Origin of the sequence: Pasteurella dagmatis, from assembly GCF_900186835.1 — a bacterium.
Lineage (GTDB): Bacteria > Pseudomonadota > Gammaproteobacteria > Enterobacterales > Pasteurellaceae > Pasteurella > Pasteurella dagmatis.
On sequence record NZ_LT906448.1, the window covers coordinates 230,791 to 253,574 of the forward strand.

Sequence of the window (22,784 nt, forward strand, 5' to 3'; positions counted from 1 at the left end):
ATAACGTGACAACACAAAAGAAAAGATTATTAGTAATGGCAGGTGGTACGGGAGGACATGTCTTCCCCGCAATTGCTGTTGCGCAATGTTTACAAAAACAAGGCTGGGATATCTGTTGGTTAGGTACGAAAGATCGAATGGAGGCTCAACTTGTACCTAAGCACAATATTCCGATCGAGTTTATTCAAATTTCAGGTTTGCGAGGAAAAGGGATTAAAGCGTTGCTAACAGCGCCTTTTGCCATTTTAAGAGCGGTTTTTCAAGCGTATAAAATTATTAAACAATACCGACCGCACGCAGTGTTAGGGATGGGGGGATATGTGTCAGGTCCTGGTGGTGTCGCTGCAAAATTATGTGGTGTGCCAGTGATTTTGCACGAGCAAAATGCAGTGGCAGGTTTGACCAACAGTTGGTTATCAAAAATTGCCAAACGTGTATTACAAGCATTCCCAAATGCTTTTCCAAACGCTGAAGTCGTGGGTAATCCTGTACGTGAAGCTTTATTTTTAAAGCCAGAGCCAGAGCAACGCTTTTCACAGCGAGAAGGAAAATTACGTGTATTAGTGGTTGGTGGTAGCCAGGGGGCAAAAGTATTAAATATGACTTTGCCAGAAGTGCTGGCAGGTCTTGCTAATAAAATTGAAGTTCGTCATCAAGTGGGACAAGGTGCAGTTGAAAATATACGAGCATTATATGCAAAAGATGCCTCTGTTACTGTCACTGAGTTTATTGATGATATGGCAGACGCTTATGCGTGGGCGGATATTGTGATTTGTCGTTCTGGAGCGTTAACGGTCTGCGAATTGGCTGCTGTGGGAGTACCTGCAATCTTTGTGCCATTCCAACATAAAGATAGACAACAATATTTGAATGCAAAATACTTAGCAGATGCGGGAGCTGCAAAAATTATTGAACAGCAAGATCTTAATGCTGAAGTCTTAATTCGGTTATTAAATCAATTTGATCGCAGAACATTACTTGAAATGGCAATTAAAGCAAAAACAATGTCAAAGCCATTTTCAGCACAACGTGTAGCTGATGTCATCATTGAAGAAGCAAATTAGAGCAGGAATAAAGCAATGATCAATTCAAACTGTGGAAAAGAATTTAAACAACGTGTAAGAGATATGATCCCTGAAATGCGCCGAGTGCGCCAAATTCATTTTGTTGGAATTGGTGGTGCAGGTATGGGCGGTATTGCTGAAGTGTTATTAAACGAAGGCTATTTTGTGACCGGATCCGATATTATGGAAAGTGCGGTCACAAATCGTTTAGTTTCTTTAGGTGCGAAAATTTACTTTACGCATTCAGCAGAAAATGTACAGGATGCTAGTGTTGTTGTGGTTTCAAGTGCGATTAAACCAGATAATATAGAAGTGGTTACTGCAAAAGAAAAGCGTATTCCAGTGATTCAACGTGCACAAATGCTTGCAGAGATTATGCGTTTCCGTCACGGTATCGCTATTGCAGGTACGCACGGCAAAACAACAACTACCGCAATGATCTCAATGGTTTACGCAGAGGCGGGCTTAGACCCGACCTTTGTGAACGGTGGTCTTGTGAAATCAGCAGGAACAAATGCGCATTTAGGTTGTAGTCGCTATTTGATTGCAGAAGCGGATGAAAGTGATGCATCCTTTTTACATTTACAACCTATGGTATCTGTGGTTACGAATATCGAACCTGACCATATGGAAACATACAATGGTTCATTTGAAGAAATGAAACAAACTTATGTGAATTTCTTACATAACTTACCGTTTTATGGTCTTGCAGTGCTTTGTGCAGATGATCCCGTTTTAGAAGAATTAATGCCAAAAGTTGGCCGCCAAGTGATTACTTATGGTTTCAGTGAAAAAGCTGATTATCGTATTGAGGATTACCAGCAAACGGGTTTCCAAGGGCATTACACTGTGATGACACCAAGTGGTGAGCGCATTGATGTATTATTGAATGTACCAGGTCGTCATAATGCATTAAATGCAACAGCAGCATTAGCTGTAGCGAAAGAGGAAGGTATTGAAAATGAGGCAATTTTAGCCGCACTTGCAGATTTCCAAGGCGCAGGACGTCGTTTTGATCAGCTTGGGCATTTTATTCGCCCAAGTGGTAAAGTGATGTTAGTGGATGATTATGGTCATCACCCAACTGAAGTGGCTGTGACTATTCAAGCTGCTCGTCAAGGTTGGGAAAATAAACGTGTTGTAATGATTTTCCAACCGCATCGCTATTCACGTACACGTGATTTATTTGATGATTTTGTACAGGTGCTATCACAAGTTGATGCACTAATTATGCTCGATGTGTATGCCGCTGGTGAAGCACCAATTGCAGGTGCAGATAGCCGATCATTATGTCGCTCAATTCGTAACTTAGGAAAAGTTGATCCTATTTTTGTATCAGATCACAACCAATTAGGCGAAATTCTCGATCAAATTTTACAAGATGGCGATTTAATCTTGGCACAAGGTGCTGGCAATGTAAGTAAAATTGCACGTCAATTAGCAGAAAAATGGACTCAAGAATAACGGATAACAAAATGAAAAAAACATTAAAAGAAGAAAAAATTGCCGTGTTATTAGGCGGTACTTCTGCAGAACGTGAAGTGTCTTTAAATTCAGGTCAAGCTGTTTTAAATGCATTATTAAATGCGGGTTTTGATGCGCACCCAATTGATCCAAAAAACTTCCCTGTTGCTAGCTTAAAAGAGCAGGGGTTTGATCGTGTATTTAATATTTTACACGGTCGCGGGGGTGAAGATGGTACAATGCAAGGCTTACTTGAGCAAATAGGTATCCCTTATACAGGTTGTGGCGTGATGGCCTCTGCTTTAACAATGGATAAAATGCGAACAAAAATGTTATGGAAGGCCTTTGGTTTACCTGTTGCCGAAATGGAAATTGTGACAAAAAACAATGTTGCAGAACTTAATCCAGCCGAAGTTGTCGAAAAATTAGGATTACCATTAATGGTAAAACCTTCTTTAGAGGGGTCTAGTGTTGGTTTAACTAAAGTTAAAGCGGTAGAAGATCTCAAAAGTGCGGTCGATTTTGCGTTAAAATTTGATGAAACCGTATTAATTGAAGAATGGTTAGCTGGAGATGAATTAACGATTCCTGTGCTAGATAATGAAGTGTTACCCGCTGTACGCATTGTGCCTGAAGGCGAGTTTTACGATTATGAGGCTAAATATCTTTCAGATAACACACAATATTTTTGTCCCGCAGGTTTAAGTAAAGAACGTGAACAAGAGTTAAACCAATTAGTTAAGCGTGCTTATGATGTGGTAGGTTGTCGTGGTTGGAGCCGAATTGACGTAATGACAGATAGCAAAGGTCAATTCCGCTTAGTTGAGGTGAATACTAACCCAGGAATGACAAGCCATAGCTTATTCCCAAAATCAGCAGCAGTTGTTGGCTACTCATTTGAGCAATTGGTTGTTAGAATTTTGGAGCTAAGTGCGAAATGATTCAGGGTGTTAAACGTAGAGTAACACAAAATATCAAGTATAACGACTCAGAAAGTTATACGTTTAAACCTGTAAAATTAGTGATTATCCTATTGTGTTTAGGTGTGTTTTTTTATGTGTACACAAATTGGCAGAGTTTATTAGAAAAATTAGATAATCGACCAATTAATGCCTTTATTTTGACCAATAACCCATCCTACACGACTTATGATGATGTACGTGATTCTGTGCTAAAAATGGGCGGTTTAAAAGGCTTCTTTGGTCAGGATATTGATGCTGTACGTGAGCAAATAGAAACAATGCCTTGGATTAAAAAGGCTGCTGTTCGGAAGATTTGGCCTGATAAGCTAAGCATTGCCGTCATTGAGCACCAACCAATTGCAATTTGGAACGAAGGTGAGTTTTTATCGAAAGAAGGCGAAATTTTCCAGTTACCCATGGATAAATTAGAAGATAAAAATTTACCGCACTTATCGGGACCTGACTATCAAAGTACGAAAGTGTTAGAAGCGTGGCATCAAGTGAATGCGAATTTGACGGAAAAAGGGCTAAAATTAAAGGCTGTTACAATTGATGACCGTGGTGCGTGGCAAATTGTATTAGATAATAATCTTGTATTAAAATTAGGTAGAGGTGAATGGAAAGCAAAACTTGATCGTTTTGTCACAATTTACCCACAAATTGAAGTACCAGAAAATAAAAAATTGTCTTATGTGGACTTAAGATATAGCGTTGGTGCAGCCGTTGGATTTGCTGATATTGATGCTAATTAGTTTTTTGTGAAGTGATAAGAAATGGCAAAGATTGTGGAATCAAAAATTATTGTTGGACTTGAAGTGGGAACCTCTAAAGTGGTTGCTTTAGTGGGTGAACTTTTACCCGATGGTGTAGTCAATATTCTAGGAGTTGGTAGCTGTCCAGCAAAAGGTATCGATAAAGGAAATATTACTGACTTAAATGCTGTTGTGACATCGGTACAACGTGCGGTTGAGCTTGCGGAGTCAGTTGCGGATTGCCAAATTCTCAGTGTGACTTTGGCGATTACAGGCGAACATATCCAAAGTTGGAATGATAGCGGTGCAGCCCCCATTGTAGGTGATGAAGTGACGCAAGAAGATATTGATGCAGCGTTGCATACAGCAAGTTCAATTAAAATGCCAGAAGGTTTAGCATTATTACATCGTCTTCCACAGGAATACTCTGTGGACCAACAAAGAAATATTAAAAATCCACTTGGTTTTCAAGGTGGCCGGTTAACTTCAAATGTGCATTTGATCGCTTGCCACCAAGATTGGCTGAATAATTTACGTCAAGCAGTTGAGCGTTGTAAGTTGAAAATTGATAAAGTCGTGTTTTCAGGCATTGCAGCAAGCCATTCTGTATTAACCGAAGATGAAAAAGATCTTGGTGTATGCTTGATTGATTTTGGTGCAGGTACAATGGAGGTCATGGTATATACCAATGGTTCATTGCGTTTTAGTAAAGTAATTCCTTACGCAGGTAATCGTGTGACTGATGATATTGCCTATGACAGGACAACATCACGTATTGAAGCAGAAAATATTAAAGTGAAATATGGTAGTGCAGTAAGCCCTCCTCGTCAAAATCCTGAAGCTGAATTTGATGTAATGAGTATTGATGGTAGTGTGATTGGTCGCTGTTCAAAAGCACGGTTGTCTATGGTAACCGCTGCACGTTATCAAGAATTGTTAGGATTAGTGAAACAAGAGCTGATTCAACTTAAATATGAATTGGAAAGTAAACAAATGAAATTTGAGCTTATTGCAGGTATTGTGATTACAGGTGGTGGTGCTCAAATTAAGGATTTAAAAGAGTGTGCAACAGAAGTATTTGGTTTACACGTACGTATCGGTAATCCATTGAACATTACTGGCGTAACACATCACGTAGAGAATAAACCACAATATTCAACAGTATTAGGTTTATTGCAATATGATTATAGTAGTAATGATGAAAGCCCTTTAAATGATACTTATAGCAATGATGCTAGTCTTTTGGGCTCTTTATGGTCAGGAATGAAAAAAGTTGCCAAGAAAGTGCGTTCAGAATTTTGAGAATTTAGATTTTTCATCTACAATAAGAAATATTTAAGTTTTAGTAATGTGCTAGCAGAGAATTAGCATCGACGGAGAATGAATATGTTTGAACCAGTAGATTACGATCTTGGTGAAATGGACGGAGCTCTCATCAAAGTTGTGGGCGTAGGTGGAGGTGGTGGTAACGCCGTAAACCATATGGTTGCCAGTATGATTAAAAATAATATTGGTGGCACACTAGTTGATGAAAGTGTAATGGATTCAGATGAGCATGGAAAAATCATTTTCTATGCAGTGAATACTGATGCCCAAGCATTGCGTAAAAGCCAAGTACAACAAACTGTACAAATCGGTGGTTCAACAACGAAAGGTCTGGGTGCTGGTGCAAACCCTAATGTAGGTCGTAAAGCAGCAGAAGATGATCAAGATGCACTGCGTGCTATGCTTGAAGGTGCTGATATGGTGTTTATTGCTGCTGGTATGGGTGGCGGTACTGGTACAGGTGCAGCCCCAATTGTTGCGCAAATTGCAAAAGAATTGGGTATTCTTACCGTTGCAGTTGTGACTAAACCATTCTCATTCGAAGGCAAAAAACGTATGGCTTTTGCGGAAATGGGAATTAAAGAACTTTCAAAACACGTTGATTCTCTAATCATTATTCCGAACGAACAATTAGCAAAAGCATTGCCAAAAAATGCGACACTACTTCAAGCTTTCTCTGCAGCTAATGATGTATTACGTAACTCGGTGACCGGCATTTCAGATATGATTACTTCACCGGGTTTAATTAACGTGGATTTTGCTGATGTAAGAACAATAATGTCTGAAATGGGGCAAGCAATGATCGGTTTCGGTTCTTGCAAAGGCTCAGCTGGTGAAGGTCGTGCAGAAGAGGCTACTCGTCTTGCAGTGAAAAGCGATTTATTAGAGCGTGTAGATCTATCTGGTGCAAAAGGTATTTTAGTGAATATCACCGCAGGTCCAGATTTAGCGTTCACTGAATTTACTATCGTGGGCGATACGATAGCAGAATTTGCCTCTGATGAGGCGACAGTTGTTGTTGGTACAACATTAGTTCCAGAAATGGAAGATGAAATCCGTGTGACTATTGTTGCAACAGGTCTTGGTGAACTTGATACGCCAGATGTACAAATCGTACAGCGTCAGCAATCCATTCACCATACACCGGGTGAGTCAAGACCATTGCAACCAGCAAACTTAAGTGGCCACCAAGTTCAAAACCCTACTTACGGTTCACCACCAAATACAAGTAGACCGACTGACTTAAGTAAGACAAGTATATTGGATACGCCAATCACAGCGCGTCCAACAAATTTGCAAAAAGATGAAAGTTTATTTAATGTACCAAACTTTCTTCGCAATACAGATAAATAATTAAGATTAGCCTTGTTGTATTAAGTGCAATAAGTTAAGAGACGAATATGATTAAACAAAGAACTTTAAAACAAAGCATTAAAGTAACAGGTGTTGGCTTACATAGTGGTAATAAAGTAACCTTGACGTTACGTCCTGCTATGCCAAATACTGGCGTGATTTATTGTCGGACTGACTTAAACCCACCAGTAACTTTTTCTGCAAATGCTAATTCAGTACGTGACACAATGCTTTGCACCTGTTTAGTAAATGAAGAAGGTGTCCGCATTTCAACTGTTGAGCACTTAAATGCTGCATTAGCAGGTTTAGGTATTGACAATGTCATTATTGAAGTGGACGCACCAGAAATTCCAATTATGGATGGTAGTGCTAGTCCTTTCATTTATCTTCTATTAGATGCAGGCATTGAAGAACAAAATGCAGCGAAGAAATTTATTCGTCTGAAAAAACATGTGCGCGTTGAAGATGGTGATAAATGGGCAGAGTTTAAACCTTATAATGGTTTCCGCTTAGACTTTACGATTGATTTTGAACATCCTGCTATTGGCAAAGATGTACGTAATTATGTGATGGATTTTTCTGCACAAGCATTCGTTCAACAAATCAGTCGTGCACGAACTTTTGGTTTCATGAAAGATATTGAATATCTTCAATCTCAAGGGTTAGCATTAGGTGGCAGCCTAGATAATGCCATTGTGTTAGATGATTACCGTATTTTGAATGAAGATGGATTACGTTTTAAAGATGAATTAGTTCGTCATAAAATGTTAGATGCTATTGGTGACTTATATATGGCCGGTTATAATATTATTGGTGATTTTAAAGCCTATAAATCTGGTCATGGTCTAAATAATAAATTATTACGTGCAGTATTAGATAACAAAGATGCTTGGGAGTTTGTGACTTTTGAGGATAAACAAGATGTTCCACAAGGTTACGCAGTATCAACACAAGTGTTAATCTAATTACATCACTCTGATTAAAAAAGCTATATTTCTTATGAAGTATAGCTTTTTTGTTTAATATAATCCGTATTATTTATTGTGAAAGCCATTATTATAAATGGGGTCTTTTAGTTAGGTTTAGAGTATAAAATTTAATCTAGTTGGTAAATAAGTTAATCATTTTAGTTTATTCATATAATTATGAATGAGTAGTCTTCTTTCAAAAATATAACGTTTAAAGGCATTGTTTAAAAATGCAACAAGAAACTCATTTGCATCATCTTAAAAAAGAAGTTCAGTGTAAATTGCATCAATCTTTCCAGATTGCAGAAACTTATTTTGCTCGTCAGTTTTTAATCCCTAATGTTAATTATAAGGTTCGGGGGGCAAAAGCCGGAGTTGCTTATTTACAACAAAATGAAATCCGTTTAAACCCAATATTATTGTTAGAAAACAGTGAGGATTTTATTCGTGAAGTTGTGCCACATGAGCTAGCTCATTTGCTAGTATATCAACTCTTTGGGCGAGTCAAACCACATGGCCAAGAATGGCGGAATATGATGAAAAATGTTTTTCATTTGGAGCCTCGAGTTTATCACCAATTTGATACATCAAATGTAGTAAAGTCAGTTTTCCCCTATGAATGCAGGTGTAAAGTACATTATTTAACAATTAGACGACATAATAATATTCAAAATGGTAAAATAATATACTTTTGTAAAGAATGTAAAATTCAGCTAAAATTTAAAGCATAATTCAAACTAAGTGCTATACTTCAAGAAAAATATAATTCTTAACCATATAAAGAGGGAATTTATGATGAAAAAATCATTATTAGTATTAGCAATGGGAACATTATTTGCAGCAACTGCAAGTGCTAATTTCTATGTTCAAGGAGACTTAGGAACATCGAAAGTAAAATGGTCTGGAGATGGTGAAAGTTCTAGTAAGACTGGTTTTTCACCAAGTTTATCTGTTGGTTATAAATTGACAGATTTTCGTTTAGCTCTTGATTATACAAAATATGCAGATGTTAAATATAGTTATGTAGATGAAGAAGATTTGGCTAATGTATTTGTTTCTGCAAGTGGTAAATTTAAAACTGAATCTTTAGGTTTATCTGCAATCTATGATATTGACCTAAATAGTAATTTAACTCCTTATGTTGGTGCGCGTATTGCAGTTAACCGCTTCTCATTAAAAGAAAGTGGTACTGAAAGACACGTTACTCCGAATATGCAAGGAAAAGATAAAATAGTAAAAACTAATGAAAGCTATAAAGAGACTAAAGTTGGTTATGGCATTTTAGCTGGTGTGAGTTATAAATTTACTGATAGCTTAGCGGCTAACGCAGGTCTTGAATATAACCATTTAGGTAGTTTTGATGGTGTAAAAGCTCGTCAATACGGTGCTAAAGTAGGTTTACGCTACGAATTCTAATTGAATTTATCTCAATTCCAAAAGTGCGGTAGAAAAATCAAAAATTTTTACCGCACTTTTTGTATTCATTTCCCTTGAAATTTCCTTTTTTGCTCTTATATCTAAAAGCACTTGTGTTTTAGCGTAATAAAAGGAAATGCTATGTCGAATAATCAAGAAACTCGTGGTTTTCAATCTGAAGTTAAACAACTTCTTCAATTAATGATCCATTCTTTATATTCCAATAAAGAAATTTTCTTACGTGAATTAATTTCAAATGCCTCTGATGCGGCAGATAAATTACGCTTTAAAGCGCTTTCGGCACCAGAATTGTATGAAGGTGATGGCGATTTAAAAGTGCGTATCAGTTTTGATGAGGCAAAAGGCACATTGACCATTAGTGATAATGGTATTGGGATGACCCGTGATCAAGTGATTGATCATCTAGGTACGATTGCAAAATCCGGTACGAAAGAGTTTTTAAGTTCATTAGGACAAGATCAAGCCAAAGATAGTCAATTGATTGGTCAGTTTGGTGTAGGTTTCTATTCTGCATTTATCGTGTCTGATAAAGTGACTGTAAAAACACGAGCTGCGGGTGAAAGTGCAGATAAAGCTGTGCTTTGGGAATCTGCGGGTGAAGGTGAATATTCTGTTGCAGATATTGAGAAAAAAGAACGTGGTACAGAAATCACCTTACATTTACGCGAAGATGAAAAAGAGTTTTTAAACGAATGGCGTTTACGTGAAATTATCAGTAAATATTCCGATCATATTGGTTTACCAGTAGAAATTCTAGCTAAAGAATATGACGAGGAAGGCAAAGAAACAGGCATTAAATGGGAAAAAATCAATAAAGCTCAAGCTCTTTGGACTCGTTCGAAAAATGAGATTTCAGAAGATGAATACAAAGAATTTTATAAACATATTAGTCACGATTTTGCGGATCCACTTCTTTGGTCGCATAACCGTGTAGAAGGTAATCAAGAATACACGAGCTTGCTTTATGTGCCTGCAAAAGCACCGTGGGATTTATTTAATCGTGAACATAAACATGGTTTGAAATTATATGTTCAACGCGTGTTTATTATGGATGATGCTGAGCAATTTATGCCAAATTATCTGCGTTTTATGCGTGGTTTAATTGATAGTAATGATTTACCGCTGAATGTTTCGCGTGAAATTTTACAAGACAATAAAGTCACAGCTGCCTTACGTAAGGCGCTTACTAAACGCTCATTACAAATGCTTGAGAAATTAGCTAAAGATGATGCAGATAAATACCAAAGTTTCTGGAAAGAATTTGGTTTAGTATTAAAAGAAGGTCCAGCAGAAGATTTTGCTAATAAAGAAAGTATTGCGAAGTTATTGCGTTTTGCATCAACACATAGTGACAGTAGCGAGCAAAACGTGTCTTTAGACGATTATGTCGCTCGTATGAAAGAAGGGCAAAAGGCGATTTACTACATTACTGCGGATACCTATGTAGCAGCGAAAAACTCACCGCATTTAGAGTTATTCAATAAAAAAGGTATTGAAGTCTTATTATTATCAGATCGCATTGATGAGTGGATGTTGAGCTATTTAACTGAATTTGATGGAAAACAGTTACAAACCATCAGCAAAGCAGATTTAGATCTAGGTGATTTAGCGGATGAAGAAAAAGAAGAGCAAAAACAGCAAAATGAACAGTTTGCTTCTTTTGTTGAACGTGTGAAAAACTTACTTGGTGAACGCGTGAAAGAGGTGCGTTTAACTCACCGTTTAACTGATACACCGGCGGTGGTTTCAACTGGTAATGATCAGATGACAACTCAAATGGCAAAATTATTTGCAGCTGCGGGTCAAGCAATGCCAGAGGTGAAATATACGTTTGAGTTAAACCCAGAGCATAGTTTAGTGCAAAAAGTGGCGGATATTGCTGATGAGCAACAATTTGCTGATTGGATCGAATTATTGTTAGAACAAGCGATGTTGGCGGAACGTGGTTCGTTAGAAAATCCAGTTGCGTTTATTAAACGTATGAACAGTTTATTGGGTAAATTAACAAGTCATTAACGCACAATTTTTTAAATATGCTAAAATCCCTAAGGTAATAAACCTTAGGGATTTTTAGTTTAGAGGTATAAATATGATTACTGTTTATGGCATTAAAAATTGTGATACTGTAAAAAAAGCATTGACTTGGTTGGCGGCACATAATATTCCACATCAATTACATGATTATCGTATTGACGGTTTAGATAAAACTTGGCTGGAACAAGCAGAAGCACAATTTGGTTGGGCAAATTTAGTCAATAAACGGAGTACGACTTGGCGAAATTTAGCTGATGATGTCAAAGAAAATCTATCAAAACAGACTGCACTTGAGGTGTTGTTTGAACAACCAACATTGATTAAACGCCCAATTATTTTGCAAGAAGGCAAAGCGTTGATTGGCTTTAATGTAAAAGAGTATGAAGCTTGTTTTAAATAATATTCGTGGGCAGACAGTGTGTCTGCCCTGAATATTTGTTTCCATAAAAGTGCGGTATAAAAATGAAAAATTCGATTATTGAGCTTGCAAGTGAGTTAATTCGTCGCCCATCGGTTAGTCCTGATGATCAGGGTTGTCAACAAGTGATTGCTGAACGATTGCAAAAATTAGGTTTTCAAATTGAATGGATGCCCTTTAATGACACCTTAAATTTATGGGCAAAACACGGTGTTGGATCTCCAGTGATTACGTTTGCAGGGCATACTGATGTTGTACCTGTAGGTGATGAAAAACAATGGCAATATCCCCCTTTTTCCGCTCAAATTGTGGACGATGTACTATATGGGCGTGGAGCCGCTGATATGAAAGGCTCGCTTGCAGCAATGGTGGTGGCAGTAGAGAAATTTGTTAAAGCAAATCCAAATCATCAAGGTACGATTGCATTATTGATTACTTCTGATGAAGAAGCAGCAGCTAAAGATGGTACTGTGTGTGTAGTTGAAACCTTAATGGCACGTAATGAACCAATTGATTATTGTATTGTTGGAGAGCCGTCTAGTTCTCAGAAGTTAGGTGATATTGTGAAAAATGGTCGTCGAGGTTCAATCACTGCAAACTTGTATATTCAAGGTATTCAAGGTCATGTCGCTTATCCGCATTTAGCAGAAAATCCTGTGCATAAAGCATTAGCTTTTTTAAGTGAATTGACTACTTATCAATGGGATAATGGGAACGAATTTTTTCCACCTACTTCATTACAAATTGCCAATATTAATGCTGGAACAGGCAGTAATAATGTGATTCCGGGAGAGCTTTATGTACAGTTTAATTTACGCTATTGCACCGAAGTGACAGATGAAATTATTAAAAAAACAGTAGCTGAAATGTTACAAAAGTATCAGTTAACACATCGTATTGAATGGAATTTATCAGGTAAACCATTTTTGACGAGAAATGGAAAACTTGTAGAGGCAACAATTAGTGCAGTGCAAAAAATCACGAAAAATACACCGCACTTAGATACAGGTGGTGGCACATCTGATGCACGCTTTATTGCGTTAATGGGGGCTGAGGTAGTGGAATTTGGTCCATTGAATAAAACTATCCACAAAGTGAATGAGTGCGTTGATGTAAATGATTTGGCTAAGTGTGGTGATGTTTATCAACAAATTTTAATCAACCTTTTGGATAAATAATGTGTATGAGATTGAGTTCAGCGCAGTTAACGGGGAAATCCCGAAATCATTTAGTTCATTTACCTTGTCCATTTTCCAGTAACCATTTTTTACAAGCAGATTCACTTAAAGCATTTCAATGTTTACAACAAAGTGCGTTGAAAAAAGGTTTTAATTTACAGCCAGCTAGCAGTTTTCGGGACTTTCAACGTCAACAATTAATCTGGAATAGTAAATTTAATGGTGAGCGTAAAGTTCACGATAATCTTGGAAATCCATTAAATCTGACCGCACTTTCTGTGTGGGAAAAAGTACAAGCGATTTTGCGTTGGTCAGCATTACCAGGAGGCAGTCGCCACCATTGGGGAACGGAAATTGATTTGTTTGATCCTAATTTATTGCCACCTGAACAAACTTTGCAATTAGAGCCTTGGGAATATGAAAAAGGCGGTTATTTTTATGAATTAAGTGAGTGGTTACAGCAAAATCTTGCACATTTTGATTTTGTATTACCGTTCACACACTTACCGGAAACGAAAGAAATTGGCTACGAACCTTGGCATATCAGTTATTTACCTGCGGCAGAACTTGCCAAACAACAGTTGTCAGTCGAGATATTATTAGAATCTTGGCAAAATGAAGATATCGCAGGCAAGGTCTGTTTAACACAGCATTTAGATGAAATTTTTCAGCGATTTTTTATTTAATTTTTATTGGATTTTATGGGGAAATAATGGAAAAGAGGACATCAGAACAAAATCATAGCCATTTTAGTAAAATAATATCCAGTTTATTGCAGTGGGTGCTAAATATTTCATTGGTAATTTTGGCAGGGATTTTGGTTATATTTTTAGCACAAGAAACCTATAGTCTTGCACAAGTTTTGTTAACAGAAAGCAATAAAGCATCTTATTTATTGATTGAAAAAATCGTGGTGTATTTTTTGTATTTTGAGTTTTTAGCATTGATTGTGAAATATTTCAAAACTAATTATCACTTTCCATTACGCTATTTCATATACATTGGGATCACTGCAATGGTTCGTTTAATTATTGTGGATCATTCAAGTGCAGTAAACACGTTGCTGTTTTCAGGGTCGATCTTATTAATGGTGATAGCACTATTTTTAGTCAGTTCAGAACGATTAAGAAAAAGTTAATTTAAGAGGATAACAATAAAATGGATATTCAACAGTTTAGCCAGCAAGATATTGAAATTTTACACGAAGAAACCTTGTATAAAGGTTTTTTTGAATTGAAACGTATTCAATTTAAACACAAATTATTTGCTGGAGGCGAGAGTGGTATTGTGACTCGCGAATTATTAGTGAAAGGGGCTGCATCTGCAGTGATTGCTTATGATCCTGTTAAAGATGCGGTAATTTTAGTGGAGCAAGTGCGTATAGGTGCTTATCAACCACAATCTCGTCAGTCACCTTGGTTATTAGAGCTCATTGCTGGTATGGTGGAAGAAGGCGAAAAGCCAGAAGAAGTGGCATTGCGTGAAAGTGAGGAAGAAGCTGGCGTGAAAGTCACTAATTTACAACATTGTTTAAGCGTATGGGATAGCCCCGGTGGTGTGATTGAGCGTATTCATTTATTTGTAGGAAAAGTGGATAGCACTCAAGCAAAAGGAATCCACGGACTTGAAGAAGAAAACGAAGATATTCGTGTGCATGTAGTGAGCCGTGAAACAGCTTATCAATGGGTGAATGAAGGTAAAATTGATAATGGAATTGCAGTATTAGGGTTACAGTGGTTACAACTTAATTACCAATCATTACAGTAAGTAAGTGTTGAATCAATTTAGTTCAAAAATGTGATTTAGGTTTAATTTTTAAAAAAATTTTATAAAGAAATATGACATAGATAACATTTTTTTATTTTGGTGCGTGCAATTTATTTTGTAAATCTGTAACTTATTCGCAGTTTATTATTTTATATTTGCAGTAGGAGTTCGCTTTGTTCAGTACTTATACATACGATACTTCGGCGGAGGTGTTTAAATTTATTCAAGTCACTGATCCGCACTTATTTAGGGAAGAAAACAGTGAATTATTAGGTGTTAAAACATATCAAAGTTTCGTACAAGTATTGGACGAAATAAAAGAGCAAGATTTCGATTATGATTTTGTTTTAGCTACCGGTGATTTAGTTCAAGATAATAGTGATGAGGGATATTTACTGTTTTGTGAACAAGTCAAAAGGCTTGATAAAACAGTATTTTGGATTCCTGGCAATCATGATTTTCAACCTAAAATGTTTGCTATTTTGAATCAAAATCAAGGTAACTTGAATGCTAAAAAACATATTGTGCTAGGAAAATACTGGCAAATTTTAATGTTAGATAGTCAAGTATTTGGCGTACCTCATGGTGAATTGAGCCAGTACCAAATTGATTGGTTAGTCTCTAAATTAAAAGATAATCCCGAACGTTACACGTTAATTGTGTTACATCACCATATTCTACCAACGAATTCAGCTTGGTTGGATCAGCATAATTTGCGTAATGCACATGAATTAGCTTATGCACTTTCTCCTTTTGATAAAGTGAAAGGTATTTTACATGGTCATATTCATCAAGAAGTGGATGCAGAGTGGAATGGCTATAGAGTCATGGCAACACCAGCGACTTGTATTCAATTTAAACCAGATAACAATACGTTTGCATTAGATTGTGCTCAGCCAGGTTGGCGTGAAATTGAGTTATATGCTGATGGTAGAATTGAAACACGTGTTAAACGCATTCAAAAAGCACAATTTTTACCTAATATGAATGAAGAAGGTTATTAATTATTTGAAATAAAAAAGAGCGGTCAAAATTTTTAAATTTTTGACCGCTCTTTTTATGGCTTAGAAAAGGTAAAAATAGCAGTCATTATTAGCTTTTATAGCCATAGTATTCATAGTAATTGGAGGCTTTTAGTTTCGCCCCATTTAAGATAAATCCATTGATATTAATACCTGCTTGCTCAAAACGGGCTCTTGCGACTTCAACTTCTTTGACTGTTGTTTTACCGAAATAGCCTACGAGTAGTATAGTGCCAACATATTTTCCAATTACTGCAGCATCTGTCACAGGGAGAATTGGTGGCGTATCAATGATTACAAAGTCATAATTATTAGATGCCCATTCCAATAACTGTCTAAAGCGATCTTCATAAAATAATTCTGAAGGATTTTTTGGTGTTTTTCCTTTAGTCATGATGGAAAAATTACCATATTGGCTAATCGCATTTTCAAATGGGATATTTTGTGTTAGCACTTCGCTTAATCCCTCATTGTCTTTCATAGATAGGAAGGAATTGAGATAGCTACGACGTAGGTCGGCATCAATAAACAAAACTTTCTTATCTGTCTTAGCAAGGATATTTGCTAAGTTCATAGAGACAAAGCTCTTTCCTACAGATGGTATAGTACCAGAAATCATAACAAGATTATTTGGTGCATTTTGCATAGCAAAATATAAGCTTGTTCTCAAGCTGCGAATTGCTTCGATAGCATTGTCTTCAGGGTGACTGTCTGAAAGTAATGTATGTTTCCCTTTACCAATATTTTTTAATGAAAGATTTGGCTGCAGTGATGAATGGGGAATAACAGCATAAGTCGGTAACCCTGTTTTCTCAATTTCTGCTGTAGACTCAATCCCTCTAGATAAGAAACTTTTTATCATTATTGCCAATGAAGACAGTGCTAATCCTAAAATGAGTGACATTAAAATAATTAATGATTTTTTAGGTGCAATTGGGTCAGGAAATACTTGGGTCGTATCTAAAATCCTCACATTACCAATTGTACTCGCTTTTACAACATCTAATTCTTGAATACGGTTAAGTAATTGGATGTAGACTTGTTGGTTAACTTCAAGATCTCGGGTTAAGCGGATAATTTCTTTTTGGGTATTTGGTAACCTTTCAACTTGTTTGTTTAAGCGTTCTTTTTCTGCATTTAATACATTACGTTTTTTCATCAATGCTACATAAGCGGGATGATTGCGCGTAAATTTTTGTGAGATTTCACTTTCATGAGTCTTTAATTCGCTTAACTCAGTTTCAAGACGAACGATTGTTTCTAATGTAGATCTTGCTTCAAAACTTAAATCTAAAGATTCATTTTTCAAACGAAATGCATTTAATTTATTTTCTGCATCAGAAAGTTTTTCTCTGATTTCTGGTAATTGCTTATTTAGGAACTCAAGACTTTTTGATGCTTCAGCAGAATTTCTTGCCACGTTCTGTAATAAGTAACTATCAGCAACGCTTGTTACGATATTTTTGATATGGTTTTTATTTTCACCCTGTATAGCTATATCAATAATACCAGTTTGTTTTCCTGCTTCGGATACAGAGATTTGGTCTTTTAATTTAGAAATAGCAGATAACTCAGATACTTTGTTTATTTTAAAACGTTGTCCTGGCTTAGCATTAATTTGAGATACTGCAAAATGTAGAAGCTCAGTTTCATATATATTTCCAACGTTACCATCTAAGATTTTATCAGAAGTTATAGCTGAGTAGATAGAATAAGTATTTGGTTCATCTCCCACTTCTAATATTAGAGAATTTGCATTATCAGATAGTGGAGCAAAGTAATATACTTTTAATTCTGGTTCATAATTAGATAATCGTGCCATCATTTTTCCAAAAACTGGTATAGAAAAGTGCGGTGTGATTTCTGTAGTAAGGTTAAGTTGATTTACGCTATAAGATAAGACCATTCTTGATTTTAAAATAGCCATCTCTGTATGGGAAGATGATTTCTCTTCAAAAATTCCCGCAAAATCTTTTAAGGCACCGCCATGAGATTTTTCCTCAATCTGGATTGATGCATGAGCAAGATAGATCGGGCTGGATAAGAAAGCGTAGCCAATCCCAATAACAGTTGTTATAAGCGTAGAAATAATTATCCACCACTTATAATCCATTAAGGTCCTCATTAATTTAAGTATATCAATTGTATCTTCTTGATTTGTTTCACTCATTATGAATCATCCTATAATTTTTGTTTCCAATGATATGCTGCTAGTTCAAGTTTTTTATAAACAGAGTCATATATGCTTATATCCTTTTTATATGGATCAGGTATTTCTAATTGAGGTATTAGCCAGTGTCCAAATAGCATTACTTTTCCTATAGAGGCTGGGCATAGTTGATGTACTAACTCAATTTGTCCTTTATCCATAACTAGAATGAGTTCTGCCTGATTGCAGTGTATAGTTGTGACTTGCTGGGCCAAATGACTACTAATATCTAAATTGCTTTGTTTGGCAATTTGTATCATTTTGGGATCAGCTGTTTTTCCCACTAAGCCACTTTCTTCTACAACAATGCCGGCAGATATAATTTTTTTTTCAGGGAAATAGTACTGTAATAATTTCTCACCAACAGGGGAGCGACAGATATTTCCCATACAAACAACAAGAATGTTTTCAAACATTTCTACCAGTTTCTAATACGTAATGTACTTTCAGTGATTGAGTTAAAGCCAGATAGTGTTGGTATCACTTGAGTAATTACACGGTTCCAACGAGTAATTGGTGCAGTTGTAACGTACACCACATCGTAAGGTTTTAAGTAAAACTCTGTACCTAAGATGTAAGAGGTTGCATCTGTTACATCAAGTTGATAAATATCTGCCACTTTCTCAATTTGTTCATTATTTTCAATATCCGCTTGTGGTACGCTTAAATGTGGTTTTTTCGTTTGATTACGTTGACCACGGATAACGAAAATACCTGTCGCATCAGCGGCAAGTTTGTCTATGCCTCCACTAGCAGTAATGGCTTCTGTCAATGTCATACCGTAATGGGTAATTTTAAGCATTTGTGGTTGTGCTACTTCGCCAATCACGAAGATCTTATTTGCATCATTACGTGGTACGTGAACAATGTCCCCATCTTCAAGTAAACGGTTTTGGCTAAGATCGCCTTTTTGGATAAGTGCTTCAAGTGATAGTTTTTCTTCTCTGCCTTTATTGGTTAAGGTCACATTATGCCAGTCGGCATCTTGAGCAAGTCCCCCCGCTTTATTGATAGCATCTAATAAAGTGAGTGGAATATTGGAGAGATATTGCTGACCTGGGTTATTCACTTGTCCTGTAATGTAGGTTTTTTGGGATTGGTAAGCTGCGACACTCACTTCAATTTGAGGGTCGCTAATATAGTTGGCAAGTCGTCTTGTTAGCTTAGTTCGAATTTGGCTAACAGTTAAACCTGAGACGGAAATTGAGCCTACGTACGGGTAGAAAATCGTGCCATTTGCGTGAACTTGGCTACCTGATTCTGCTGCTGAACGATAAGATCCTGCTGGTGTGGTTAATTCTGGATGATCCCATACTGTGATATTAAGAATATCGCCAGGTCCAACTCGGTATTGATAGCCTTTAAGTTGTTCTTCAAGTGATTGATTGGTTCTTGCGTATGCTAGATTTGGAGCCATTCTTTTGACGAGTGCTGGTGTAATTAAGTATGCATCAACAGCTTTTTCTGCATTTAAAGGCTCACCTTGTGAATGTACCTTCACACCCCTAATTGGGGAGTGTGTTGAAGGAAAAATTAGAGAGCAAGCAGAAATAGATGCTACAATACTTAAGACTGCGAACAGTTTAGATAATTTATACATATATTGTTCTCATTTTAGTTAAAGATTGTTGGTTTACAGTTAATTAGACTATGAAGTTTAAATAATATTCAATATTGTTTTGTTATGTACAATTTGTCTACTCCTAAGCATGTATTTTAGTTTGTTCAGTATGGATTAAATCTGATAATTTACTTACTGGTTTATAGCCAGTTGGCGCTTTGAGTAAAATCTCATTAATTTTTTCATAATCAGATTGCTTGCATGCTAGTTCTAACTCATCTAATAATGAAGACAATTCTGTGAAAGAAAGAAAGTTTTCTTGTGCAGTTAGAATCCTTGGGTGAATCGTTTTATTTACATTTTCTTCCCCGATTAGAAGTTCTTCGTAGAGTTTTTCTCCTGGTCTTAACCCTGTAAACTTAATTTCAATATCGCCATTAGGATTATTACTATTTTTGATACTTAATCCGGATAAAGTAATCAGCTTTTTAGCAAGATCAACGATTTTGACAGGTTCTCCCATATCTAGAATAAATACATCGCCACCTTTAGCCATGGCACCAGCTTGAATAACAAGTTGAGCTGCTTCAGGAATAGTCATAAAGTAGCGTGTGATTCGTTTATCTGTAACTGTTATTGGTCCCCCTTCTTTAATCTGATCTTTAAAAAGTGGGATTACAGAACCTGAAGAACCCAATACATTACCAAATCGCACCATACAAAAGAGGGTATTGTGAGTCACATTATTGAATTGTTCTCCTTGCAGATGTGCAAATGCTTGCAAACAAAGTTCAGCAATTCGTTTAGTTGTCCCCATAATATTCGTAGGGCGTACAGCTTTATCTGTAGAGATTAAAACAAAAGACTCAACATTATTTTGTATTGCTGCTTTAGCGGTGTTATAGGTACCAAAAATATTGTTATAAATGCCTGGAATGATATTGTATTCTACTAATGGTACATGTTTGTAAGCAGCAGCGTGATACACTGTTTGAATATTAAACGTTTGCATGGTTTTCATTAGCAAGTCAAGATCTTGAACTGATCCTAGTAGTGGTATGAGCTCAACATTCACATTATTTTCTTTTTGAATCTGTAAAAGATCCATATGAATTGAATAAAGTGCATATTCACATAGTTCAAATAACACAAGCTTTTTCGGATTATTCAAAATAATTTGGCGACATAATTCCGAACCAATTGAGCCCCCAGCACCAGTAACCATTACATTCTTATTCTTGATATTTTTATTTAATAGCTCTTCGATTGGTGGAACAGGATCTCTGCCTAAAAGATCTTCAATTGAAATATCTTGAATATCAGAGATTTTAACTTCACCATTCACCAATTTTTTTAGATTCGGTAGCTCTTTTATTTTGCAATTGGATTTATCTAATTGGCGAATGATCTCACGTCTTCTTTCCCGGCTAACAGAAGGTAATGCGATGAGAATTTCATCAATCTCATTTTTCTTCAAAAGAGTGATCGCTTTCTCAAAAGGATACACTTTAAATCCATCTAATGTTCTGCCCCATAATTGTTTATTATCATCAATAAAGAAAACAGGTGTGTATTCAAAAGAGCGGCTTAACGCACTAATAATTTGTTGCCCTGCAGCACCCGCGCCATAAACCACGATACGCTTATTGGTTGCTTTAGTAGCAAGTTGTGATTTGACTATAAAACGAATTGCCCCTCTACTTACCCAAATCCAAGTAAACATTAAAAAGCCATACATTAAGGGAATCGAACGTGGCAATATTTCTTCGGAAATAAAGCTAAGTAAATAGAGGTTGAATACAGTCATTACTGTAGCGAAACCTAACTTTAAAATTAAGGCTTCAGTAAAGCTACGAATAATAAAGTTATAGATACCAAATAACAGTAATATTCCTACAGAGAGTAGAGATATACCGAATAAAAACGGTAAACGTGTTGGAACATCTGCACTCCAAAATCGCAATAAATAGCACAACCAAATTATTATTGGAAATGCAAAGAAATCCAAAACTAATAAGAAAATTTTCTTATTGGTCTTAGAAAGTAATGTCAGTCTTGTGATAAAAGCAGTCATAAAATTCCGATAAAATTGTCTATTTAATTTGTTCAATTACATTTTTAATAACATCAATGCACTTTTGCATATTCTCTGATGTCAATGTAGGATGAACTAAAAACATTAAGCTTGTTTCACCCAAAAATTTTGCATTGTTCAAGCGTTTAGCTGGTCGCCAAGGTGTATTATCAAAGGCCTTTTCAAGATACACTTCAGAGCAAGAACCGCTATAGCAAGGTACACCTAAATCATTGATTAGCTCCATAATGCGATCACGATTCCAACCTTCGGGTAAGGTCTCTGGATTAACTTGTATGTAGCATTTATATGCTGCGTGAGAAAAGTCAGCACTTGGTCTGTGTACAATGAAATATGGTGATGTTTCAAAGGCAGACAAAATAGTTTGCATATTTTCATTGCGCTTTCTTGTCCACTCAGCCATTTCCCCCAGTTGAATACGACCAATTCCAGCTTGTATTTCCATCATTCGCCAGTTAGTGCCAAAAGAATCGTGCAACCAACGAAAACCCGGCGGGTGCTGTTTGTTATACACCGTATCAAAGTTTTTACCATGATCTTTGTATGACCACATCTTATTCCACAGATTTTCATCGTTAGTAGTGACCATTCCTCCTTCACCACCAGTTGTCATAATTTTATCTTGACAGAAAGACCAAGCACCGATATGCCCTATAGAACCAGCAGGTTTACCTTTGTATTTTGCACCGTGTGCTTGAGCACAGTCTTCAATTACATATAAGCTTTTTTCTTGAGCTAATTGCATAATTGGATCCATATCACACATTAAACCTGCTAAATGTACGCAGATAATGGCTTTCGTATTAGGTGTAAGTGCTGCTTCAATTGTACGACGAGAAATATTCTGTGAATCAAGTTCTACATCCGCAAAAATAGGATTTGCTCCAGCAGTAACGATACAACTAGCTGATGCTAGAAATGTACGTGATGTCACAATAACATCATCACCAGCTTTGATATCTAATGCTTTTAGCGCGACATCAAGAGCAACGGTACCATTCATTAATGCTATTGCATATTTTGTTTGGCAAAATTGAGCAAATTCTTTTTCAAATTCACGACATTCTTGACCTGTCCAATAATTCACTTTATTTGATTTTAGAATTTCAGATACTCGGTCAATCTCTTTTTGTGAAAAAGATGGCCAAGGAGAAAATGGCGTGTTTAGCATAGT

General features: G+C 36.4%; 21 protein-coding genes. 16 read left to right on the forward strand and 5 right to left on the reverse strand.

The genetic code is table 11. The annotated features are described in order from the left end of the window. Positions 1 to 5: 5 nt before the first annotated feature. The 16 genes from murG (at position 6) to cpdA (ending at position 15,727) form a co-directional block, all read left to right on the forward strand. Complete coding sequence (gene murG, locus CKV78_RS01225; protein WP_005765470.1) at positions 6 to 1,064, forward strand: undecaprenyldiphospho-muramoylpentapeptide beta-N-acetylglucosaminyltransferase; 1,059 nt, start codon at positions 6 to 8, stop codon at positions 1,062 to 1,064. Positions 1,065 to 1,079: 15 nt separating this feature from the next. Continuing rightward, positions 1,080 to 2,528, forward strand: coding sequence for a UDP-N-acetylmuramate--L-alanine ligase (murC, locus tag CKV78_RS01230; RefSeq protein WP_005765472.1), 1,449 nt, complete (start codon positions 1,080 to 1,082; stop codon positions 2,526 to 2,528). 11 nt (positions 2,529 to 2,539) lie between these two features. Then, positions 2,540 to 3,469 (forward strand): D-alanine--D-alanine ligase, encoded by a 930-nt coding sequence (locus CKV78_RS01235; RefSeq protein ID WP_032855691.1) that lies wholly within the window; start codon positions 2,540 to 2,542, stop codon positions 3,467 to 3,469. Continuing rightward, on the forward strand, positions 3,469 to 4,242 hold the full coding sequence (locus CKV78_RS01240) for a cell division protein FtsQ/DivIB (protein WP_032855714.1): 774 nt from the start codon (positions 3,469 to 3,471) through the stop codon (positions 4,240 to 4,242). Before CKV78_RS01235 ends, CKV78_RS01240 begins: the two co-directional genes overlap by 1 nt. A 21-nt stretch (positions 4,243 to 4,263) precedes the next feature. Next, positions 4,264 to 5,544 carry a cell division protein FtsA gene (gene ftsA / locus CKV78_RS01245; RefSeq protein WP_005765478.1) on the forward strand — a complete coding sequence of 427 codons (1,281 nt, stop codon included), beginning with the start codon at positions 4,264 to 4,266 and terminating at the stop codon, positions 5,542 to 5,544. A gap of 84 nt (positions 5,545 to 5,628) precedes the next feature. Further along, positions 5,629 to 6,921, forward strand: a complete 1,293-nt coding sequence (gene ftsZ, locus CKV78_RS01250; RefSeq protein WP_032855692.1) for a cell division protein FtsZ — start codon at positions 5,629 to 5,631, stop codon at positions 6,919 to 6,921. A 47-nt stretch (positions 6,922 to 6,968) separates the two neighbouring features. Beyond that, positions 6,969 to 7,886 carry a UDP-3-O-acyl-N-acetylglucosamine deacetylase gene (gene lpxC / locus CKV78_RS01255; RefSeq protein ID WP_005765483.1) on the forward strand — a complete coding sequence of 306 codons (918 nt, stop codon included), beginning with the start codon at positions 6,969 to 6,971 and terminating at the stop codon, positions 7,884 to 7,886. A 233-nt stretch (positions 7,887 to 8,119) separates the two neighbouring features. After that, entirely contained in the window at positions 8,120 to 8,620 is a 501-nt protein-coding gene (locus CKV78_RS01260; RefSeq protein WP_005765485.1) for a SprT family zinc-dependent metalloprotease, read from the forward strand. Positions 8,621 to 8,681: 61 nt separating this feature from the next. Continuing rightward, positions 8,682 to 9,305: an opacity family porin gene (locus CKV78_RS01265; protein ID WP_331715588.1), complete on the forward strand. Its 624-nt coding sequence runs from the start codon at positions 8,682 to 8,684 to the stop codon at positions 9,303 to 9,305. Positions 9,306 to 9,446: 141 nt separating this feature from the next. Continuing rightward, a complete protein-coding gene (htpG, locus tag CKV78_RS01270; protein WP_005765490.1) occupies positions 9,447 to 11,342 on the forward strand; it encodes a molecular chaperone HtpG in 1,896 nt (631 codons plus the stop codon). A gap of 73 nt (positions 11,343 to 11,415) precedes the next feature. Continuing rightward, on the forward strand, positions 11,416 to 11,760 hold the full coding sequence (locus CKV78_RS01275) for an ArsC family reductase (protein ID WP_005765492.1): 345 nt from the start codon (positions 11,416 to 11,418) through the stop codon (positions 11,758 to 11,760). A gap of 62 nt (positions 11,761 to 11,822) precedes the next feature. Next, positions 11,823 to 12,956 (forward strand): succinyl-diaminopimelate desuccinylase, encoded by a 1,134-nt coding sequence (gene dapE, locus CKV78_RS01280; RefSeq protein ID WP_005765494.1) that lies wholly within the window; start codon positions 11,823 to 11,825, stop codon positions 12,954 to 12,956. Then, positions 12,956 to 13,642, forward strand: coding sequence for a M15 family metallopeptidase (locus tag CKV78_RS01285; RefSeq protein WP_005765496.1), 687 nt, complete (start codon positions 12,956 to 12,958; stop codon positions 13,640 to 13,642). The genes dapE and CKV78_RS01285 overlap by 1 nt, the downstream gene beginning before the upstream one ends. Before the next feature lie 26 nt (positions 13,643 to 13,668). Beyond that, the gene (psiE, locus tag CKV78_RS01290; protein WP_005765498.1) at positions 13,669 to 14,094 is read left to right on the forward strand and encodes a phosphate-starvation-inducible protein PsiE; all 426 of its coding nucleotides are present in this window, start codon (positions 13,669 to 13,671) and stop codon (positions 14,092 to 14,094) included. A 20-nt stretch (positions 14,095 to 14,114) separates the two neighbouring features. After that, positions 14,115 to 14,723 (forward strand): ADP-ribose diphosphatase, encoded by a 609-nt coding sequence (gene nudF, locus CKV78_RS01295; protein ID WP_005765500.1) that lies wholly within the window; start codon positions 14,115 to 14,117, stop codon positions 14,721 to 14,723. Positions 14,724 to 14,896: 173 nt separating this feature from the next. Then, positions 14,897 to 15,727 (forward strand): 3',5'-cyclic-AMP phosphodiesterase, encoded by an 831-nt coding sequence (gene cpdA / locus CKV78_RS01300; protein WP_032855694.1) that lies wholly within the window; start codon positions 14,897 to 14,899, stop codon positions 15,725 to 15,727. A gap of 88 nt (positions 15,728 to 15,815) precedes the next feature. Here cpdA and CKV78_RS01305 read toward each other — a convergent pair whose 3' ends face one another. From CKV78_RS01305 to CKV78_RS01325, 5 genes are all read right to left on the reverse strand, one after another. Beyond that, positions 15,816 to 17,915, reverse strand: a complete 2,100-nt coding sequence (locus tag CKV78_RS01305; RefSeq protein ID WP_005765504.1) for a polysaccharide biosynthesis tyrosine autokinase — start codon at positions 17,913 to 17,915, stop codon at positions 15,816 to 15,818. A gap of 11 nt (positions 17,916 to 17,926) precedes the next feature. Beyond that, positions 17,927 to 18,370 carry a low molecular weight protein-tyrosine-phosphatase gene (locus CKV78_RS01310; protein ID WP_005765506.1) on the reverse strand — a complete coding sequence of 148 codons (444 nt, stop codon included), beginning with the start codon at positions 18,368 to 18,370 and terminating at the stop codon, positions 17,927 to 17,929. A 2-nt stretch (positions 18,371 to 18,372) separates the two neighbouring features. Continuing rightward, a complete protein-coding gene (locus CKV78_RS01315; RefSeq protein WP_005765508.1) occupies positions 18,373 to 19,554 on the reverse strand; it encodes a polysaccharide export protein in 1,182 nt (393 codons plus the stop codon). A 103-nt stretch (positions 19,555 to 19,657) separates the two neighbouring features. Then, a complete protein-coding gene (locus tag CKV78_RS01320; protein WP_005765510.1) occupies positions 19,658 to 21,589 on the reverse strand; it encodes a nucleoside-diphosphate sugar epimerase/dehydratase in 1,932 nt (643 codons plus the stop codon). 19 nt (positions 21,590 to 21,608) lie between these two features. Further along, on the reverse strand, positions 21,609 to 22,781 hold the full coding sequence (locus tag CKV78_RS01325; protein WP_005765512.1) for a DegT/DnrJ/EryC1/StrS family aminotransferase: 1,173 nt from the start codon (positions 22,779 to 22,781) through the stop codon (positions 21,609 to 21,611). Positions 22,782 to 22,784 lie beyond the last annotated feature (3 nt).